The sequence below is a fragment of the Mesorhizobium sp. B1-1-7 genome (assembly GCF_006442705.1).
Lineage (GTDB): Bacteria > Pseudomonadota > Alphaproteobacteria > Rhizobiales > Rhizobiaceae > Mesorhizobium > Mesorhizobium opportunistum.
In genome coordinates this window covers 419259-434999 of the sequence record NZ_VFWQ01000003.1, presented here as the reverse complement: position 1 = coordinate 434999, position 15741 = coordinate 419259, and the positions used below count along the sequence as shown (strand labels likewise).

At 64.0% G+C, this 15741-nt stretch carries 16 protein-coding genes; 5 read left to right on the top strand and 11 right to left on the bottom strand.

What is annotated here, in order from left to right:
- Nucleotides 1–110 precede the first annotated feature (110 nt).
- Genes phnK through phnG form a run of 5 tightly spaced genes read right to left on the bottom strand, consistent with a single transcriptional unit; the run spans nt 111 to nt 3996 of the window.
- Nucleotides 111–887 (bottom strand): phosphonate C-P lyase system protein PhnK, encoded by a 777-nt coding sequence (gene phnK / locus FJ978_RS06875; RefSeq protein WP_013892928.1) that lies wholly within the window; start codon nt 885–887, stop codon nt 111–113.
- Nucleotides 884–1813 (bottom strand): alpha-D-ribose 1-methylphosphonate 5-phosphate C-P-lyase PhnJ, encoded by a 930-nt coding sequence (locus tag FJ978_RS06870; RefSeq protein ID WP_140571177.1) that lies wholly within the window; start codon nt 1811–1813, stop codon nt 884–886. Before FJ978_RS06870 ends, phnK begins: the two co-directional genes overlap by 4 nt.
- Nucleotides 1810–2922, bottom strand: a complete 1113-nt coding sequence (locus FJ978_RS06865) for a carbon-phosphorus lyase complex subunit PhnI (RefSeq protein WP_140571175.1) — start codon at nt 2920–2922, stop codon at nt 1810–1812. Before FJ978_RS06865 ends, FJ978_RS06870 begins: the two co-directional genes overlap by 4 nt.
- A 1-nt stretch (nt 2923) precedes the next feature.
- Entirely contained in the window at nt 2924–3535 is a 612-nt protein-coding gene (gene phnH, locus FJ978_RS06860; RefSeq protein WP_140571173.1) for a phosphonate C-P lyase system protein PhnH, read from the bottom strand.
- Entirely contained in the window at nt 3535–3996 is a 462-nt protein-coding gene (phnG, locus tag FJ978_RS06855; RefSeq protein ID WP_140571276.1) for a phosphonate C-P lyase system protein PhnG, read from the bottom strand. Before phnG ends, phnH begins: the two co-directional genes overlap by 1 nt.
- A 138-nt stretch (nt 3997–4134) precedes the next feature.
- On the opposite strand from phnG, the gene phnF reads away from it, so the two are divergent.
- Nucleotides 4135–4884: a phosphonate metabolism transcriptional regulator PhnF gene (gene phnF, locus FJ978_RS06850; RefSeq protein WP_140571171.1), complete on the top strand. Its 750-nt coding sequence runs from the start codon at nt 4135–4137 to the stop codon at nt 4882–4884.
- Between the two features lie 341 nt (nt 4885–5225).
- On the opposite strand, the gene FJ978_RS06845 is transcribed toward phnF, so the two are convergent.
- From FJ978_RS06845 to FJ978_RS06820, 6 genes are all read right to left on the bottom strand, one after another.
- Nucleotides 5226–6245 carry a zinc-binding alcohol dehydrogenase family protein gene (locus FJ978_RS06845; protein ID WP_140571274.1) on the bottom strand — a complete coding sequence of 340 codons (1020 nt, stop codon included), beginning with the start codon at nt 6243–6245 and terminating at the stop codon, nt 5226–5228.
- A gap of 71 nt (nt 6246–6316) precedes the next feature.
- Nucleotides 6317–7285 carry an ABC transporter permease gene (locus FJ978_RS06840; protein WP_013892935.1) on the bottom strand — a complete coding sequence of 323 codons (969 nt, stop codon included), beginning with the start codon at nt 7283–7285 and terminating at the stop codon, nt 6317–6319.
- Complete coding sequence (locus tag FJ978_RS06835) at nt 7282–8835, bottom strand: sugar ABC transporter ATP-binding protein (RefSeq protein ID WP_013892936.1); 1554 nt, start codon at nt 8833–8835, stop codon at nt 7282–7284. The genes FJ978_RS06840 and FJ978_RS06835 overlap by 4 nt, the downstream gene beginning before the upstream one ends.
- Nucleotides 8836–9014: 179 nt before the next feature.
- Nucleotides 9015–10007 (bottom strand): ABC transporter substrate-binding protein, encoded by a 993-nt coding sequence (locus FJ978_RS06830; protein WP_013892937.1) that lies wholly within the window; start codon nt 10005–10007, stop codon nt 9015–9017.
- A 321-nt stretch (nt 10008–10328) separates the two neighbouring features.
- Nucleotides 10329–11327 (bottom strand): aldo/keto reductase, encoded by a 999-nt coding sequence (locus tag FJ978_RS06825; protein WP_140571169.1) that lies wholly within the window; start codon nt 11325–11327, stop codon nt 10329–10331.
- A 63-nt stretch (nt 11328–11390) separates the two neighbouring features.
- The gene (locus FJ978_RS06820) at nt 11391–12896 is read right to left on the bottom strand and encodes an altronate dehydratase family protein (RefSeq protein ID WP_140571167.1); all 1506 of its coding nucleotides are present in this window, start codon (nt 12894–12896) and stop codon (nt 11391–11393) included.
- A 248-nt stretch (nt 12897–13144) separates the two neighbouring features.
- Between FJ978_RS06820 and FJ978_RS06815 the strand changes: the two genes are divergently transcribed.
- The 4 genes from FJ978_RS06815 to FJ978_RS06800 all read left to right on the top strand — a co-directional run bounded on the left by FJ978_RS06815 (nt 13145) and on the right by FJ978_RS06800 (nt 15712).
- Complete coding sequence (locus FJ978_RS06815; RefSeq protein WP_013892940.1) at nt 13145–14044, top strand: GntR family transcriptional regulator; 900 nt, start codon at nt 13145–13147, stop codon at nt 14042–14044.
- 120 nt (nt 14045–14164) lie between these two features.
- Complete coding sequence (locus FJ978_RS06810) at nt 14165–14521, top strand: DUF2946 family protein (protein ID WP_140571165.1); 357 nt, start codon at nt 14165–14167, stop codon at nt 14519–14521.
- 97 nt (nt 14522–14618) lie between these two features.
- Nucleotides 14619–15155 (top strand): copper chaperone PCu(A)C, encoded by a 537-nt coding sequence (locus tag FJ978_RS06805; RefSeq protein ID WP_140571163.1) that lies wholly within the window; start codon nt 14619–14621, stop codon nt 15153–15155.
- A gap of 38 nt (nt 15156–15193) precedes the next feature.
- Complete coding sequence (locus FJ978_RS06800) at nt 15194–15712, top strand: YcnI family protein (protein ID WP_140571161.1); 519 nt, start codon at nt 15194–15196, stop codon at nt 15710–15712.
- Nucleotides 15713–15741: the final 29 nt, after the last annotated feature.

Below are 15741 nucleotides of genomic sequence, written 5' to 3'. Positions count from 1 at the left end.
CTCGCACATTCTCCGACGTCGAAAATTGGCGAAAACGGAAGTGACAGCCAATCTCCCCCCTTGAGGGGGAGATGGCCGGCAGGCCAGAGGGGGGTGCCTTGGCGCCATCGTCACACCTGCAAAATCGAGGAAACAAGCAATTGCGTGTAGGGCGCGCGCGGATCGTCGAGCACGCGGTCGGTGAGGCCGCTTTCGACGACGCGGCCGTCCTTCATCACCATCATGCGCTGCGACAGCAGGCGCGCCACGGCGAGGTCGTGGGTGACGACGATGGCCGCGAGACCAAGGTCTGTGACCAGCCCGCGCAGGAGATCGAGCAGGCGTGCCTGGACCGAAACATCGAGGCCGCCCGTGGGCTCGTCCATGAATACCAGCCGTGGTCCCGTGACGAGATTGCGGGCGATCTGCAGGCGCTGGCGCATTCCGCCGGAAAAGGCGCGCGGCTCGTCGTCGATGCGGTCTTGCTCGATCTCGACGCGCGACAGCCAGTCGACGGCGGTGGCGCGGATCTTGCCATAGTGGCGGTCACCGACGGCCATCAGCCGTTCGCCGACATTGGCGCCGGCAGACACCGTCATGCGCAGGCCGTCGGCCGGGTTCTGATGGACGAAGCCCCAGTCGGTGCGCATCAGGAAGCGGCGCTCGGCCTCGCTCATGCGGTAGAGTTCGCGGAACTGGCCGTCGCGCATGCGGTAGCTGGCGGTGCCGGAGGAGGGCAGCAGCCGCGTCGACAGGCAATTCAGCAGCGTCGTCTTGCCGGAGCCGGATTCGCCGACCACAGCCAGGACCTCGCCCGGCCAGAGGTCGAACGAAACATTGTCGCAGCCGACGCGCGAGCCGTAGAATTTGGAGAGTGCCGAGACGCGCAGCAGTGGTTCGTCGGTCATTGCGCCGGCTCCATTTTTTCCGAGACAGAATGGGTTTCCGGAGTAGGATCGGTTTCGGCAGCAAGGTGGCCGCGATGGCCGTCGGCCCGCCGCTTCTCGCAATGATCGGTGTCGGAGCAGACGAACATGTGGCCGCCATGGTCGTCGAGAATGACCTCGTCGAGATAGACATTCTCGGCCGCGCACAGCGCGCAGGGCTGGTCGAAGGTCTGGACCTCGAACGGATGGTCCTCGAAGTCGAGGCTGACGACCTCGGTGAACGGCGGCACCGCGTAGATGCGCTTCTCGCGGCCGGCGCCGAACAGTTGCAGCGCCGGCGAGCGGTGCATCTTGGGATTGTCGAATTTCGGCGTCGGCGAGGGGTCCATCACATAGCGGCCCTCGACCTTGACCGGATAGGCATAGGTGGTGGCGATGCGACCGTGCTTGGCGATGTCCTCGTAGAGCTTCACATGCATGAGGCCGTATTCCTCCAGCGCATGCATTTTCCGTGTTTCGGTTTCACGCGGTTCGAGGAAACGCAGAGGTTCGGGGATCGGCACCTGATAGACCAGCACCTGGCCCGCCGTCAGCGGATGCTCGGGGATACGGTGGCGGGTTTGGATGATGGTGGCGCTGGCGGTATCGGTGGTTACCGCGACATTGGCGACCTTCTTGAAGAAGGCGCGGATGGAGACCGCGTTGGTGGTGTCGTCGGCGCCCTGATCGATGACCTTCAGCACATCGTCGGGGCCGATGATCGAGGCGGTGACCTGGACGCCGCCGGTGCCCCAGCCATAAGGCATCGGCATCTCGCGCGAGGCGAACGGCACCTGATAGCCAGGAATGGCGATGCCCTTGAGGATCGCCCGGCGGATCATCCTTTTGGTCTGCTCGTCGAGATAGGCGAAGTTGTAGGTGGCGATGTCGGTCGATTGCGTGGTCATTCCGCCGCCTCTTTCTTCTCGTCCTTCGTCATCGGATTTTCGCGGGCTTCGTATTCGGCGCGCATACGGCGCACGAGGTCGAGTTCGGCCTGGAAGTCGACGTAGTGCGGCAGCTTTAGATGCTCGACGAAGCCGGTCGCCTGGACGTTGTCGGAATGCGAGATGACGAATTCTTCGTCCTGGGCGGCGGCAACGATGTCCTCGCCCAGTTCCGAAGCGCGCAACGCGCGGTCGCAGAGCGCCATCGCCATCGCCTTGCGCTCGCTCTGGCCGAAGACCAGGCCGTAGCCGCGGGTGAATTGCGGCGGCGCCTTGGCCGAGCCCTTGAACTGGTTGACCATCTGGCATTCGGTGACACGCACGCTGCCGAGCGGCACGGCGAAGGGCAGTTCGGGCACGTCGAGCTCCAGCTCGACCTCGCCGATGCGGATCTCGCCGACAAAGGGGTGGTTGCGGGCATAGCCGCGCTGGGTGGAGTAGCCGAGCGCCAGCAGGAAACCTTCATCGCCGCGCGACAGCGCTTGCAGGCGGATGTCGCGCGCCATCGGGAATTCCAGCGGCTCGCGGGTGATATCGCCGGGGACATGGTCCTGCGGCATCTCGCCGTCGGGCTCGATCAGGCCTTCGCGGGCGAGGATCGCCGAGACGCGCGGCATCGCCTGCACTTCCGTCTCGCGCTGCAGCGGCTTCGCGACCTCGACGCCGGCGGCAAGCCCGGGATCGAGCAGCCGGTGGGTGTAGTCGAAGGTGGGCCCAAGCAATTGGCCGCCGGGCAGGTCCTTGTAGGTAGCCGACACGCGCCGCTCTACCCGCATGGCGTCGGTGTCGATCGGCTTCGAGTAGCCGAAGCGCGGCAGCGTGGTGCGGTAGGCGCGCACCAGGAAGATCGCCTCGATCATGTCGCCGCGCGCCTGGACGATGGCGAGTGCGGCGAGTTCGCGGTCGTAGAGCGAACCCTCGCTCATCACCCGGTCGACGCCGAGCGCCAACTGCTCGACGATCTGGTCGAGGCGCAGCGCGGGCACTGAACGGTCGCCGCGCCGGCGATCGGCAAGCAGGCTGTGGGCGTTGGCAATTGCGGCCTCGCCGCCTTTTACCGCGACATACATCCTAGGCCTCCATCGTCTTGATGCGCGTCGTGCGCGGCAGGCAGGCTATGCCGCCTGACGTGGCGAGGATGATGTCGACGCCGCGTGGAAAGCGCTTGATATTCTGCTTCCATTGCTCGACGAAATGACGCGGCATCTGCGCCGGCGCGATGGTGGTACTGGTTTCGATGCCGGGGCCTTCAAGCAACAGCGGGGTGCCCGACACGAGATCGCCAACCTGCAGGATCAGTGTGGTCGAGCGGTCGGGATAATCCTGGGTGCCCTGCGAAAAGCCGTCGAGCGCCATCATTTCGGCGGGTGTGGCGACGAAGGCGAAATGCGCGTCGGCTGGTGTGTTGGCCATCGGCGCGCCGGTGTGGAAGCCGAGCCAGGAGCCGATCGCGGCGGAGGCGTGCAGGGCGGGGTCGAGCCAGAGCGGCGTGTCGTTGTCGCAGAGCGCCAGCGCGATGGCGCCGGCTGTTGCCAAGAGCGGTGCCGGCGGGCGGGCCAGGACCGGCAAGGGCTGAACGCTGCCCGGCCGCGCCATGGCGTCCATGATCGCGCGGAACACCGCTTGGGCGTTGAAGACCGGATCGGCGAAACCGCCTTCAATCGATTGCGCTGCGATCTCCATCAATCTTCTCCGCGAACCATGGTGAAGAAGTCCACCTTTGTTGCCGCCGTCTCGGCGCGGCGTTTCTCCTGGGAGGTGGCCAAGGCGGATTGCAGAGGCGCAATCAGGCGGGTCTCGACCTCGGCGCGGCGGGCAGGGTCCTGCCACAGCGCGTCGGCTATTGCCCCCAGCTTCGCCTTCTGCTTGTCGCGGCCAAGCGCATAGCAATGCCCAACCTGTCCCGAGGGCAGGCGGACGGTGGCACGGGTGACGGTTGCCTCACCGACATTGAAAGGCGCGCCGCCACCACCGATGCGGCCGCGCAGCGTCACCAGCCCGGTCTCGGGGCCACGCAGCAATTCAGCCTCCGAAGGCAGCCCGGCCTCATTCCAGAGCCGGACGATGTCGTCGCCACTGGATTGCGCCAGCGTTGCCATGGCGGCTTTGCGCCCCGCCTGGTCGCGGGCTTCCTGTCCTCGCATCAGCAGCATTCCTCTCTGCCAAATTTGTCTATTGATATAGACAACTATACAAATTATACATATTACCTAGCGCGAGTCCATGACGGGTGCGTGACAGCCATGACGGTTGGGGCGACAGAAGCTGGGGTGGGGCAAGTCATGATCGGGCAGATAGCGGCTGACAGCATCGAGCGGCGCAGCGGCGTTTCACTGTGGCGGCAGATCGCCGACAAGATCCTGCACGCGATCGCGACAGGCGATTTCGCGGAGAATGCCGCACTGCCGCCGGAGGTGGCGCTGGCCGAGCGCTATGGCGTCAACCGTCATACGGTGCGCAGCGCCATATCAGCCCTCGTCCAGGAAGGGGTTTTGCGAGCCGAGCAGGGACGCGGCACTTTCGTGCTGTCGCGCAAGCGGCTGTCCTATCCGATCGGCGCGCGCACCCGCTTCTCGACAGGCCTGCAAGGGCAGACGTCGGAGCGGCACACCGTGCTGCTGGATTCCTCGGTCGAGCCGGCCAGCCAGCGCGTCGCCGAGGGTCTTGGCCTGGCCAAGGGTGCCGAGGTGATAAGGCTGGAGACGCGCGGCGAAGCGGATGGCCGGCCGGTGTCGCGCGCGGCCAGCTGGTTCGATGCCAGACGCTTTGCCGGCATCGACAAGGCCATGGCGCAGACGGGCTCGATCACCGCGTCGCTGGCGCGTTTCGGCATCGACGATTATCTCCGGCACTCAACCGTGCTGTCGGCACGCCATGCCGATGCGGGCGACCTTGCCGATCTCGGCCTGCAGCCGGGCGCCATCGTGCTGGTCACGGCCGCCATCAACGTCACGCCTGACGGCCAGCCGATCCAGTTTTCCGAGACGCGCTTCTCGGCAGAGCGGGTGGAGTTGAAGCTGTCGGCGCTGTAGGGATTGCCGGCCTTATAAGAGATCGTGATTATCTGGCTCACGCTGACATCAGCCCAACTCGATCGCGGTCACTTGTCAGCGGCGGCGCATTTGAGGACCGGCTTCCCCCACTCCGTCGCTGCTTCGCAGCGCCACCTCTCCCCCCTCCGGAGGGAGAGGAAGGGAGCCCGGCGGCGGCCGGAGAAGGACGGGGTCTGGTTGAGGAGCGTGGCTGCAATAGGCTCGCACCCTTCCTCTACCCCGTCGATCGGGGGAGAGGTGGCTCGGCGAAGCCGAGACGGAGTGGGGGTCGACCTGCGCAGGGGCGTCGTCAATTCGGGCCGGGTTCACCGCCGGCCAAGTTATGACCCGATCTCGATCACCGCCTTGATCAGGCCGGATTTCTCATGCGCCCAGCGGGCGAGATCGCGCGGCGTGTCGGCCAGCGGGGTGCGGTGGGTGACGAGCTTGGCCAATGGCACGGCGCCGTTGCGGATCGAGGCGGCGACATGGTCGAAGTCGGCGCGCAAGGCATTGCGGCTGCCGATCAGCGTCATCTCGCGCTTGTGGAATTCGGGGTCGGAAAAGACGATGTCGTCCTTGACGACGCTGACCAGCACCAGCGAGCCGCCATGGGCGACATGGGCGAAGGCCGACTGCACCGACCGGGTGTTGCCGGTGGCGTCGAAGACGACGTCGAAACCTTCGCCTGATGTCGCGTCCCTGACCAGATCGGGCACCGCGCCGCGCGAGCCGTCGAGGGTCTTGAAGCCGAGTTCTGTTGCGGCGAAGGCAAGTCTCTCGGTGCTCATGTCGAGCAGCGTCACGTCGAGCCCGGCGATGCGGGCGAAGATGGCGGTGCCGAGGCCGATCGGGCCGGCGCCGATGACCAGCGTGCGGGCATCGGGATCGGCGCGCGAGCGGCGCACGGCATGCGCCCCGATGGCCAGGAATTCGACGGCGGCGGCGTCCGCCAGCGACAGGCCGTCCGCCGGGTAGAGATTTTGGGCCGGGACAAGAATATGTTCGCACATGGCACCGTCGCGATGGACGCCGAGCACCTCGATCCTGACGCAGCAATTCGGCTTGCCGTGCCGGCAGGCGATGCATTTGCCGCAGGACAGGTAGGGATTGAGGACGACCGGCTCACCAATTGCCAGGTCGACGCCTTCGCCGGCCTCGACGATCGTTCCCGACACTTCGTGGCCCATGATACGGGGATAGGCGAGGAACGGGTGCTTGCCTTCGAAGATGTGATAATCGGTGCCGCAGATGCCGACATGGCTGACCGCAACCAGCGCCCAGCCGGCAGGGGGGGCTCCTGGCGCCGGGCGATCCTCCAGTACAAGCTCGCCGGGCGAGCTGCAGACGACGGCTTTCATGCTTTCAATCCAGTCGGTCATGAAGTCGCCGGCCCTTCTTCATGTGAGCCGGCGATCGATTTAAATGGTGGTCACTTGCCCCCGCGACGGCGCAGGCCGTCGAAATAGACGATGACGATGATCAGAACGCCGGTGATGATGCGTTGCCAAAAGGCATTGACGTTCAAGAGATTGGCGCCGTTGTTGATGGTGGCCAAGATGAAGGCGCCGAGCAGCGGGCCATGCACCGAGCCGACCGCGCCGAACAGCGAGGTGCCGCCGATCACCGAGGAGGCAATCGCCTGCAGTTCCCAGCCCTCAGCCTGGGTCGGATTGCCGATGCCGATGCGCGAGGCCAAGAGCACGCCGACGAAGGCAGCGCACAGACCCGACAGCGTGTAGGCCATGTAGATGGTGCGCTGGACGTTGACGCCCGACAGGCGCGAGGCTTCGGCGTTGGAGCCGACGGAGAAGAGGTAACGTCCCCAGCGGCTGTGATGCAGGAAGACATAGGCCGGAATGCCGACCAGGATGACCATCCAGAACAGATTGGGGACACCGAGGAAGGAGTTGCGCGAGAATACCTGGAAGGCATCGTTGTTGATCGAGATCGAGTTGCCGTTGGTCATCAGAAGGCCGATGCCACGCAAGGATGTCAGCGTCGCCAGCGTGATGATAAAGGGCGGCAGCCCCATCTTGACGATGCCAAAACCATGGAACAGGCCGATGGCGACGCCCACCAGCAGCGTGATCAGGATGGCGAGGAACACTGGTATGCCGGCATTGATCAGCATCGCCGCAATGACGGTGGCGAAGCCGACCACGGCGCCGACAGAGAGGTCGATGCCTCCGGTGATGATGACGAAGGTCTGGCCGACAGCCAGGATGGCGATCATCGAGCCCTGGCGCAAGAGGTTCGAGATGTTGTTCGCGGAGGCGAAGCTCGATGTCGATAGCGACAGGATGACCCACAGCAGCACCAGCAGCGCCAGCAGCGTCAGTCCGAACAAGGCGTTGTAGTTGCGCTTCGGTTTTTCAGCAGGAATCGCCTCGGTGCTCATATCTGTCCTCCCAGCTTTTCTTGTTTCTCGGCGAGCGCCTGAGTGAGAATTTCCTCGTGATCGGCGGTGCGGAACCCATGTGTCGCCACCAACTTGCCGCGGCGGAACACATGCAGCGTGTCGGCAAGCTCATAGACCTCCGGCAGATATGAGGAGATCAGGATGATGCCGGCACCTTTCGACAAGAGCGCGCTGAACAGGCGATAGATCTCGGCCTTGGTGCCGACATCGACGCCGACCGTCGGCTCGTCGAAGATGAACAGCTTGGCGCCATGCGCCAGCCATTTGCCGATAACGATCTTCTGCTGGTTGCCGCCCGACAGGCTGGAGGCCAGTGCATTGCGCGTTGGCGTCTTGATCCTGAGATCGGCGATCTGGCGGTCGGCCTGGGTTTTTTCCTGCACGCCGGAGATCAGCAGATTGTTCGAGATGCGCTTGTAGATCGGCAGGTTGAGATTGAAGCCGACCGGCAGATTGAGGCAGAGGCCCTGGTCGCGGCGGCTTTCAGGCGCTAGCGCCATGCCGAGCCTGATCGCGTCGTGCTCGGAATTGACCAGAACGTCCTTGCCTTCCCACAGGATATGGCCGGCCGATTTGCGATGGCGGCCGTAGAGGGTGGTGACGAATTCGCTGCGGCCGGCGCCGATCAGGCCGTAGAGTCCGACGATCTCGCCGGCGCGAACCGTCATCGAGATATTTTCAAACCCCTTGCCGGACAGGTTGCGTGCCTCGACGATCGCGGCACCCGGGGTGAAATGCTCCTTATGGTAGATCTGCTCGATCGAGCGGTTGATCATCAGCTTGACCAGTTCGGCGTCGTTGGTCTCGGCGATGTTCCTGGTGCCGACCAGCGTGCCATCGCGCAGCACGGAGACGCGATCGGCGAGTTCGAACACTTCCTCCATGCGGTGGCTGATGTAGATGATGGTCACGCCTTCGGATTTCAGCCTGCGGATCAGGGTGAAGAGCTGGTCGGCCTCCTTGCGGGTCAGGTAGGCGGTCGGCTCGTCGAAGATGAGGAATTTGGTGCCGCGCACGGTGGCGCGGGCGGCGGCGATCAGTTGCTGCTGGCCGATGGTGAGGTCGCCGAGCACGACATGCGCCGGCAGGTCGAAGCCGAGATCGTCGATGATCTTCTGTGCTTCCTTGACCATGGCGCGCTGCTGCAGGATGCCGAAGCGCGAATTCTCCTCGCCGAGGAACATGTTGGCGGCGACGGTCAGGTGGCGGCAGAGCACGACTTCCTGGTGGACGGCATTGATGCCGAGCGCCATCGCCTCATGGGGGGTCGCGAGTGCTGCCGGTTTGCCTTCCCAGATGACCTCGCCCGAGGTGCGCGGCATGACGCCGGTCAGAAGCTTGATCAGGGTGGACTTGCCGGCACCATTCTCGCCGACGATGGCATGGATCTCACCCGCCTTGAAGGCGAGGGTCACCGGCTTCAACGCATGGGTGCCAGGATATTTCTTCTCCAGCCCCTGTAGTTCCAGGATCGTCCTGCCGGGCTCCAGAACGGGGGCCGGGTGCAGGTCTTGCGCCGTCGATGTCATGACAATCCTCCCAAAATGGGCCTCCCAAATGGGCCTCCCAGACCGGCCTCACGATTTGGCACGCCGCGAGGCTCTTGAACGCCCGCTGGGGCAGCCTAGCCCAGGTTGACGGATTTCCAAGCGATATGACTGTCGTTTCCGGGGCACCAGGCCCCGGAAACTGTGCGGCTGTACCGATGCTAGAGCTTCGGATTGAGCAGCGCGTCGATCTTGGGATCCTTCATGTTGGCCTTGGTGACGAGGTTGGCGCCGGTGTCGACATTGGCCTCGACCTTTTCGCCCTTCGAGGCGGCGAGCGCGGTCTTGATGCCATCATAGCCCATCCGGTACGGATCCTGGACAACGAGGCCGGAAATGACGCCGTCGTTCAAGAACTTGATCAGCTTCTCGTCGCTGTCGAAGCCGATCAGCCCGACCTTGCCGGCAAGGTTGTTCTCGGCGATCGCCTGGCCGACGCCCTGCGCCATGATCAGGTTGGACGCGAAGATGCCCTTCAGGTCTGGATTGGCGGTGATCAGGTCGGTCGCGATGTTGAGGCCGGTCGTGGCCTGGCCGTCGGCATATTTGTCGGCGACCAGTTCAAGGCCGGGGTACTTGGCCTTGAGCTGTTCCTTGAAGCCCTGGGCGCGCTGCTCGAGCGAGCCGGCGCCGGGCAGTGCGGTGATCAAGGCAACCTTGCCTTCGACCTTGCCGCCATTGGCCGCGCCGATGGCCGCCGCAAGACCGTCCGCTGCAACGCGGCCGCCCTGGACGTTGTCGGTGGTCAGGAACGAGGTGAAGGCCTTGGAGTCGGCGCTGGAGTCGATGCCGATGATCTTGACCTTGCTCGCCGCCTCGTCGATCGGCTTGCCGAGCGCCTTGGCTTCGGTCGGCGCGATGACGACCGCGGCCGGGCTGCCGGCGACGGCGTTCTCGAGGATCGAGATCTGGCCGTTGACGTCGGTTTCAGCCTGGGCGCCGAGTTCCGGCACGTTGACGCCAAGATCCTTGCCGGCCTTGCGGGCGCCGGCAAGCACGATCTGCCAATAGAAGGACGTGGTGTCCTTGACGATGATCGGAATGGTCACGTCCGCCGCCGAAACCGGCGCCGAATGCATGACGCCGGCGAGCATGGACGCCGCGGCCAGCGCCATGACGGCGCGGCGGTTGAGAATGCTGGTCACGAATTTCATAGGATCCTCCCTAAGTCGCCCGGTGAACGTTACGGAAGCTCCGTTCGGATAGGCGTGGCCCAAACAGAACTTTATCAATAAAAAACATTTACGCTATTTTGATAGTGCATCGATCCGGCGGATGCAAGCGGTGTTTCGCGCCCGATCTCGGGCGAAGACACATTCATACGCCGCTCCTCCCCAACGCAGTCAGAAGCTCCCGTTCCATTCTGGAAACACATGGAATATTAATTCCATGTGTCAGTCAATATGGAATATTCATTCTTCCTACGAGGCCGCGGATTTGTGAAGCCGGGGCCTGCCATTGACGGCATACCGGCTTCACGTCAGATTCTGGACCACCGTGTAGGGACGATATCTGGCGTATTCCGTCCCCGGCACGTCGATGTCGAGCAGTTCGAGGTTTCGTGTCAGGTTCGCCAGCTTGGCGGTGCCGGTCAGCATGGTGGCGACCGCCGGCTCGTGCAGGGGAAACTGGAATGCGGCGGCGGCCAGCGGGTAACCGCCTTCGCCGGCGATCTTCTCCATGGCGTCGACACGGTCGAGCATATCGCGGTTGGCGGGCCGGTAGTCGAAATGCGCGCCTTGTACGGGTCCGGTCGCCAATATGCCGGAGTTGAACACGCCGCCGATGACCAGGGATGTCTGCTGCGCCCTGCACAAGGGCAGCAGTTCGGCTTCCGCGCTGCGATCGAGCAGCGAATAGCGGCTGGCGAGCAGGATGCAGTCGAGCGGCGCCCGGCGCATCACGTCGAGGCAGATCTGGACCTCGTTGACGCCGAGCCCGTAGGCGGAAATCGTGCCCGACCGCTTCAGTTCCTCGAGCGCCTTGAGGCCACCGTCCATCAACTGGCGAAAGTGCAGTTTGGTCTTCTCGACGCCGTGCGTGTAGGTGCCGATGTCGTGCACATAGAGGATGTCGATCTTGTTCAGGCCAAGCCGGGCATAGCTGAAGTCGACCGACCGCATAATGCCGTCATAGGAATATTCGTAGTCGAGCGCGAAGGGCAGCGGATCGACATAGGAATGGTCGGGAACCTGGTCCTCGGGCACCGGGCGGAACAGGCGGCCGACCTTGGTGGACAGCACGTATGAATCGCGCGGCTTGTAGCGCAGGAAATCGCCGAAGCGCCGCTCCGACAGGCCGAAACCATAGAAGGGCGCGGTGTCGAAATAGCGCAAGCCCGCCTCCCAGGCGCCTTGCAGCGTCTCCATCGCCGCCTCGCGCGAACAGGCGCGGTAAAGGCCGCCGATCGCGGCGCCGCCGAAGCTGACCTCGGTGACCTCCAGCGCTGTCTGGCCGATGCGGCGTTTTTCCATGCACAACCTCCCCGTTGCCGGCCGTTGTCCGGCCCGGCAAGTCTACCAGATATTCAGTCGACGTTAGAGCGTCGCGCCGAGATGCCAGGGCACGAATTCGTTGTCGCCATAGCCAAAATCCTCGCTCTTCGTCTTGCGGCCCGAAGCCGTCTCGACGATCAGTTCGAAGATTTCGCGGCCCATGCCGGCGATGGTCTTTTCTCCCGAAGCGATGACGCCGCAATTGACGTCCATGTCCTCTTCCATCTGGTGATACATGGTCGAGTTGGTGGCGACCTTGATCGATGGTGTCGGCCGGCAGCCGAAGCAGGAACCGCGGCCAGTGGTGAAGACGATGACATTGGCGCCACCCGCGACCTGGCCGGTGGCCGAGACCGGGTCGTAACCGGGTGTGTCCATGAACACCAGTCCGTTGCCGGTGACTTTCTCGGCATAGCCGAAGACACCGTTGAGCGACGTCTGGCCGCCCTTGGCGACCGCGCCCAGCGACTTTTCCAGGATGGTGGTGAGGCCGCCGCGCTTGTTGCCGGGCGAGGGGTTGTTGTCGATCGAGGCGCCATGCTTGGCGACGTGGTCTTCCCACCACTTCACATAGCCGTCGAGTTTCTTGGCGATCTCGGGGGTCGCTGCGCGATAGGCGAGCAGGTGCTCGGCGCCATAGATTTCCGTGGTCTCGGACAGGATGCCGATACCGCCGACGCCGGCCAATATGTCGACGGCGGCACCCAGTGCCGGATTGGCGGTGATGCCCGACATGCCGTCGGAGCCGCCGCATTGCAGGCCGACGACGATCTCGCTGACCGGGATCGGCTCGCGCTTCAACTGGCCGACTTCCTCGGCGATCTCGGCCAGCACGCCCATCGCCTTTTCGACCGATTTGCGCGACCCGCCGGCATCCTGGATGTTGAAGTGGCGTTTTCCCGCGGCCGCACCCTTCTGGCCGTAGAGGGTGAGCTGGTTGACCTCGCAGCCGAGGCCGACCATCAGCACGCCGCCGAAATTGGGATGGCGGGCATAGCCGGCAAGCGTGCGGTGCAGCACCATCATGCCGTCGCCGGTGCCGCTCATGCCGCAGCCCTGGCCGTGGACGATGGGCACGAAGCCGTCGATGCCGGGATATTTCGGCAGCAAGGTGCGGTTGGCGGTGTCGGCGATGGAATGGCAGACGGTGGCCGAGCAATTGACGCTGGCGATGATGCCGATGAAGTTGCGCGTGCCGGCACGGCCGTCGGCGCGCCGATAGCCCATGAAGGTGCGGGCGCGATCGGCTTCGGTCGCGTGTTCGGCCTCGCTCGGCGGCACCACCGGCAAGCGGCCAGCCTCGAAAATCAGATTGTGCGAATGGACGTGCTCGCCGGGCGCGATATCCTGCGTGGCGCGACCGATCGCCTGGGCATATTTGACCACCGCCGAACCGGCGGGAATTGGCTTGATCGCGACCTTGTGGCCGGGTTCGATGACGGAACTGGCAAGCGCGCCGCCTGGCAGCACGGTGCCCATCTCGATGCGGCCATTGGCAACCGCGACATTGTCGGCGGGGGACAGAAGAATGGTGTTTGAGGCGTTCACGAGCGTTTCCTGGGTGATCCTGGGATGCGCGGGCGGATTGACACGCGCATGTTAAGAGTTAATGTCTTTTATCGGGAAAAAACAGTTTTGCGTCAATTGTTTTTTCGCGGCGGCTCTGCCTTGGATGAGTGGTGCTGCAACCGGTGGGCGAGCCCCTGGCGAAAGCGATTCTGCTTTTCAGGGTCATGTGAACGTCATATTGCGCTTCAAGCCGGCAGCCGCAAGCGCCGGCATGATTGGGTCAGGGGATGTCGAAGAGCAATAACGTCTACAAGGATGCCTACAACAGGTGTCTCCGGCTGCTCGACGAGACGCGCAGTCTGCCGTCGGAGCCTGAGTTGGGCGCGCTGCTCGGCGTCAGCCGCACGACCGTGCGCAGCATCCTGACGCGCATGGAAGAAACCGGGCTGATCGCCTGGAACAAGCGTGCCAAGACGGTGCTGCGCGATCCGCGTCCCGATGATTTCTTCCCCGAGGAAGAGACCGACACGCTGGCCGAGATCATCGAGCGGTCCTTCATGCGGCGGCTGCTCGCCAGCGGCGCCGAGGCCGGCATGCAGATCAACGAGCTCGAACTGGCGCGCGAGATCGGCGTCGGCACCACCAGCGTGCGCGAGTTCCTGATCCGCTTCTCCCGCTTCGGCCTGATCGAGAAGCGCCGCAACAGCCATTGGGTGCTGAAGGGCTTTACACGCGCCTTTGCACTCGAACTGACCGAAATCCGCGAGATGTTCGAAATGCGCTCGGCCGCCGCCTTCGCGGCGCTGCCACAGGACAGCCCGGTCTGGGCCGATCTCGATCGACTGGAAGAGGAGCATCGTCTCCTGGCAAGCGAGATCGCGACACGCTTCAACGAGTTCTCGGAGCTGGACGAGCGCTTCCACCGGCTCATCCATCGTGCCTCGCACAACCGCTTCATCGTCGATTTCTACGATGTCATCGCCATGATCTTCCACTACCACTACCAATGGAACAAGGCGCAGGAACGCGAGCGCAATGAAGTCGCGGTCGGCGAGCATCTTGCCTATATCGAGGCGCTCAAGTCGCGCGACCTCGGCAAGGTCGACGCCGCCTGCCGCAAGCACCTGAAGTCGGCGCGCCAGACATTGCTGACGTCGATCCCCGAAAGCCGGCTGCAAAAATCCTGATCGTGCCGTGTTGCCGCAGTCTGGATTTGGCGATTTTCGACCGTCTGTGGGCGTGATAGGTATCTCTCCAGATGGTTTGAACAGGCAAGTCGTTTGAACAAGAAGGGGAGACGGTGGAGCATGCCGGTCGCGCTTGTCGCGGCCTATCTGCTGCTGCTCCAGTCGACGCTCGGCGCATTCGCCTTCGGCATCGGGCCGAACGCTGCGCAGCTCGATGCCTTCGGCAATGTCATCTGTACCCACGATGGCGCCACCCAGCTCCCTGGCGAGGACCAGCACCCATCTCATTTGCCGGCCTGCTGCACGCTTGGCTGCAGCATGTTTTCGTCCGTTCATGCGCCGCCGCCCGACACCGGCCTGGGGTTGGCAGGCCTGGCCTTCGAAGCGGTCGCCTTCGTCTTTCCGGCAAGCATTCATCTCGACTTTGCGCGCGAGCGCTCGCCGTCGAACCCGCGCGCGCCGCCACCGGCGGCCTGAGCTTGTTTGCCCGGTGGAACCTTTCGCGGGCGCACCCATCCAAAGATCAAACTGTTCGCGGCCGGCAACGGCGCGATCGTCAATTCATGGAGCAACCATGTCTCATTCCCTCCACATCGCGGCGGACATCATTTTCGGCCGCATCGTCTCGCGCTTGCGGGAAAAACTCGGCATTGCCGCACTGGCCTTCGGGCTTGTGCTCCTGGGCGCCCAAGCCGTCCTGGCGCACGAGTTCAAGGTCGGCGACCTCGAGATCGGACATCCCTGGTCGCGCGCCACGCCGGCCGGTGCCAAGGTGGCCGGCGGCTATTTCACCATCACCAACAAGGGCAGCGCACCAGACCGGCTGCTGTCGATTTCCTCCGACGTCTCTGAGAAAGCCGAGCTGCATGAAATGGGCGTCAAGGATGGTGTCATGACCATGCGGCCGGTTGCCGGCGGCCTGGAGATTCCGGCCGGCGGCAAGGTGGCGCTGGCGCCCGGCGGCTATCACCTGATGTTCATCGGCCTGAAGCGGCAACCCAAGCAGGGTGAAAAATTCTCCGCCACGCTGACTTTCGAGAAGGCCGGCGCCGTCAGCGTCGAGTTCGCGGTCGAGGGCATGGGCGGCGGCATGGACGACCACGCCAATTGATCCTGCCAGTTCTACAATTTGAGATCAGAGGGACCATCATGAACAAGTATCTTTTGGCGGCCGGTGCACTTCTGGTGCTGGGGACGAATGCCGCCTTCGCGCACATTACGCTCGAAACCCAGGAAGCGGCCGTCGGCTCGACCTACAAGGCAGTCCTGCGCGTGCCGCATGGTTGCGAGGGCAAGGCGACGACCGCCGTGCGCGTGCAGATTCCGGAAGGGGTGATCGCGGTGAAGCCGATGCCGAAGCCCGGCTGGACGCTGCAGACCAAGAAGGGCAAATACGAAAAGTCCTACCAACTCTACGGACAGGCGGTGACCGATGGGGTCAAGGAAGTCGACTGGAGCGGCGGCAGCCTGCCGGATGAATTCTACGACGAGTTCGTCTTCCGCGCGACGCTGACGGCGGACCTTGCCGTCGGCCAGAAACTCTACTTCCCCGTGGTGCAGGAATGCGACGGCGCCGCCGCCCGCTGGATCGAGATCCCGGCGGCGGGGCAGGATGAAGACGCGCTGGAGAATCCGGCGCCCGGCATCAAGCTGTTGCCGAAGAAATGATCTCCTGGCGGCGCACTCTGTTTGCAAAG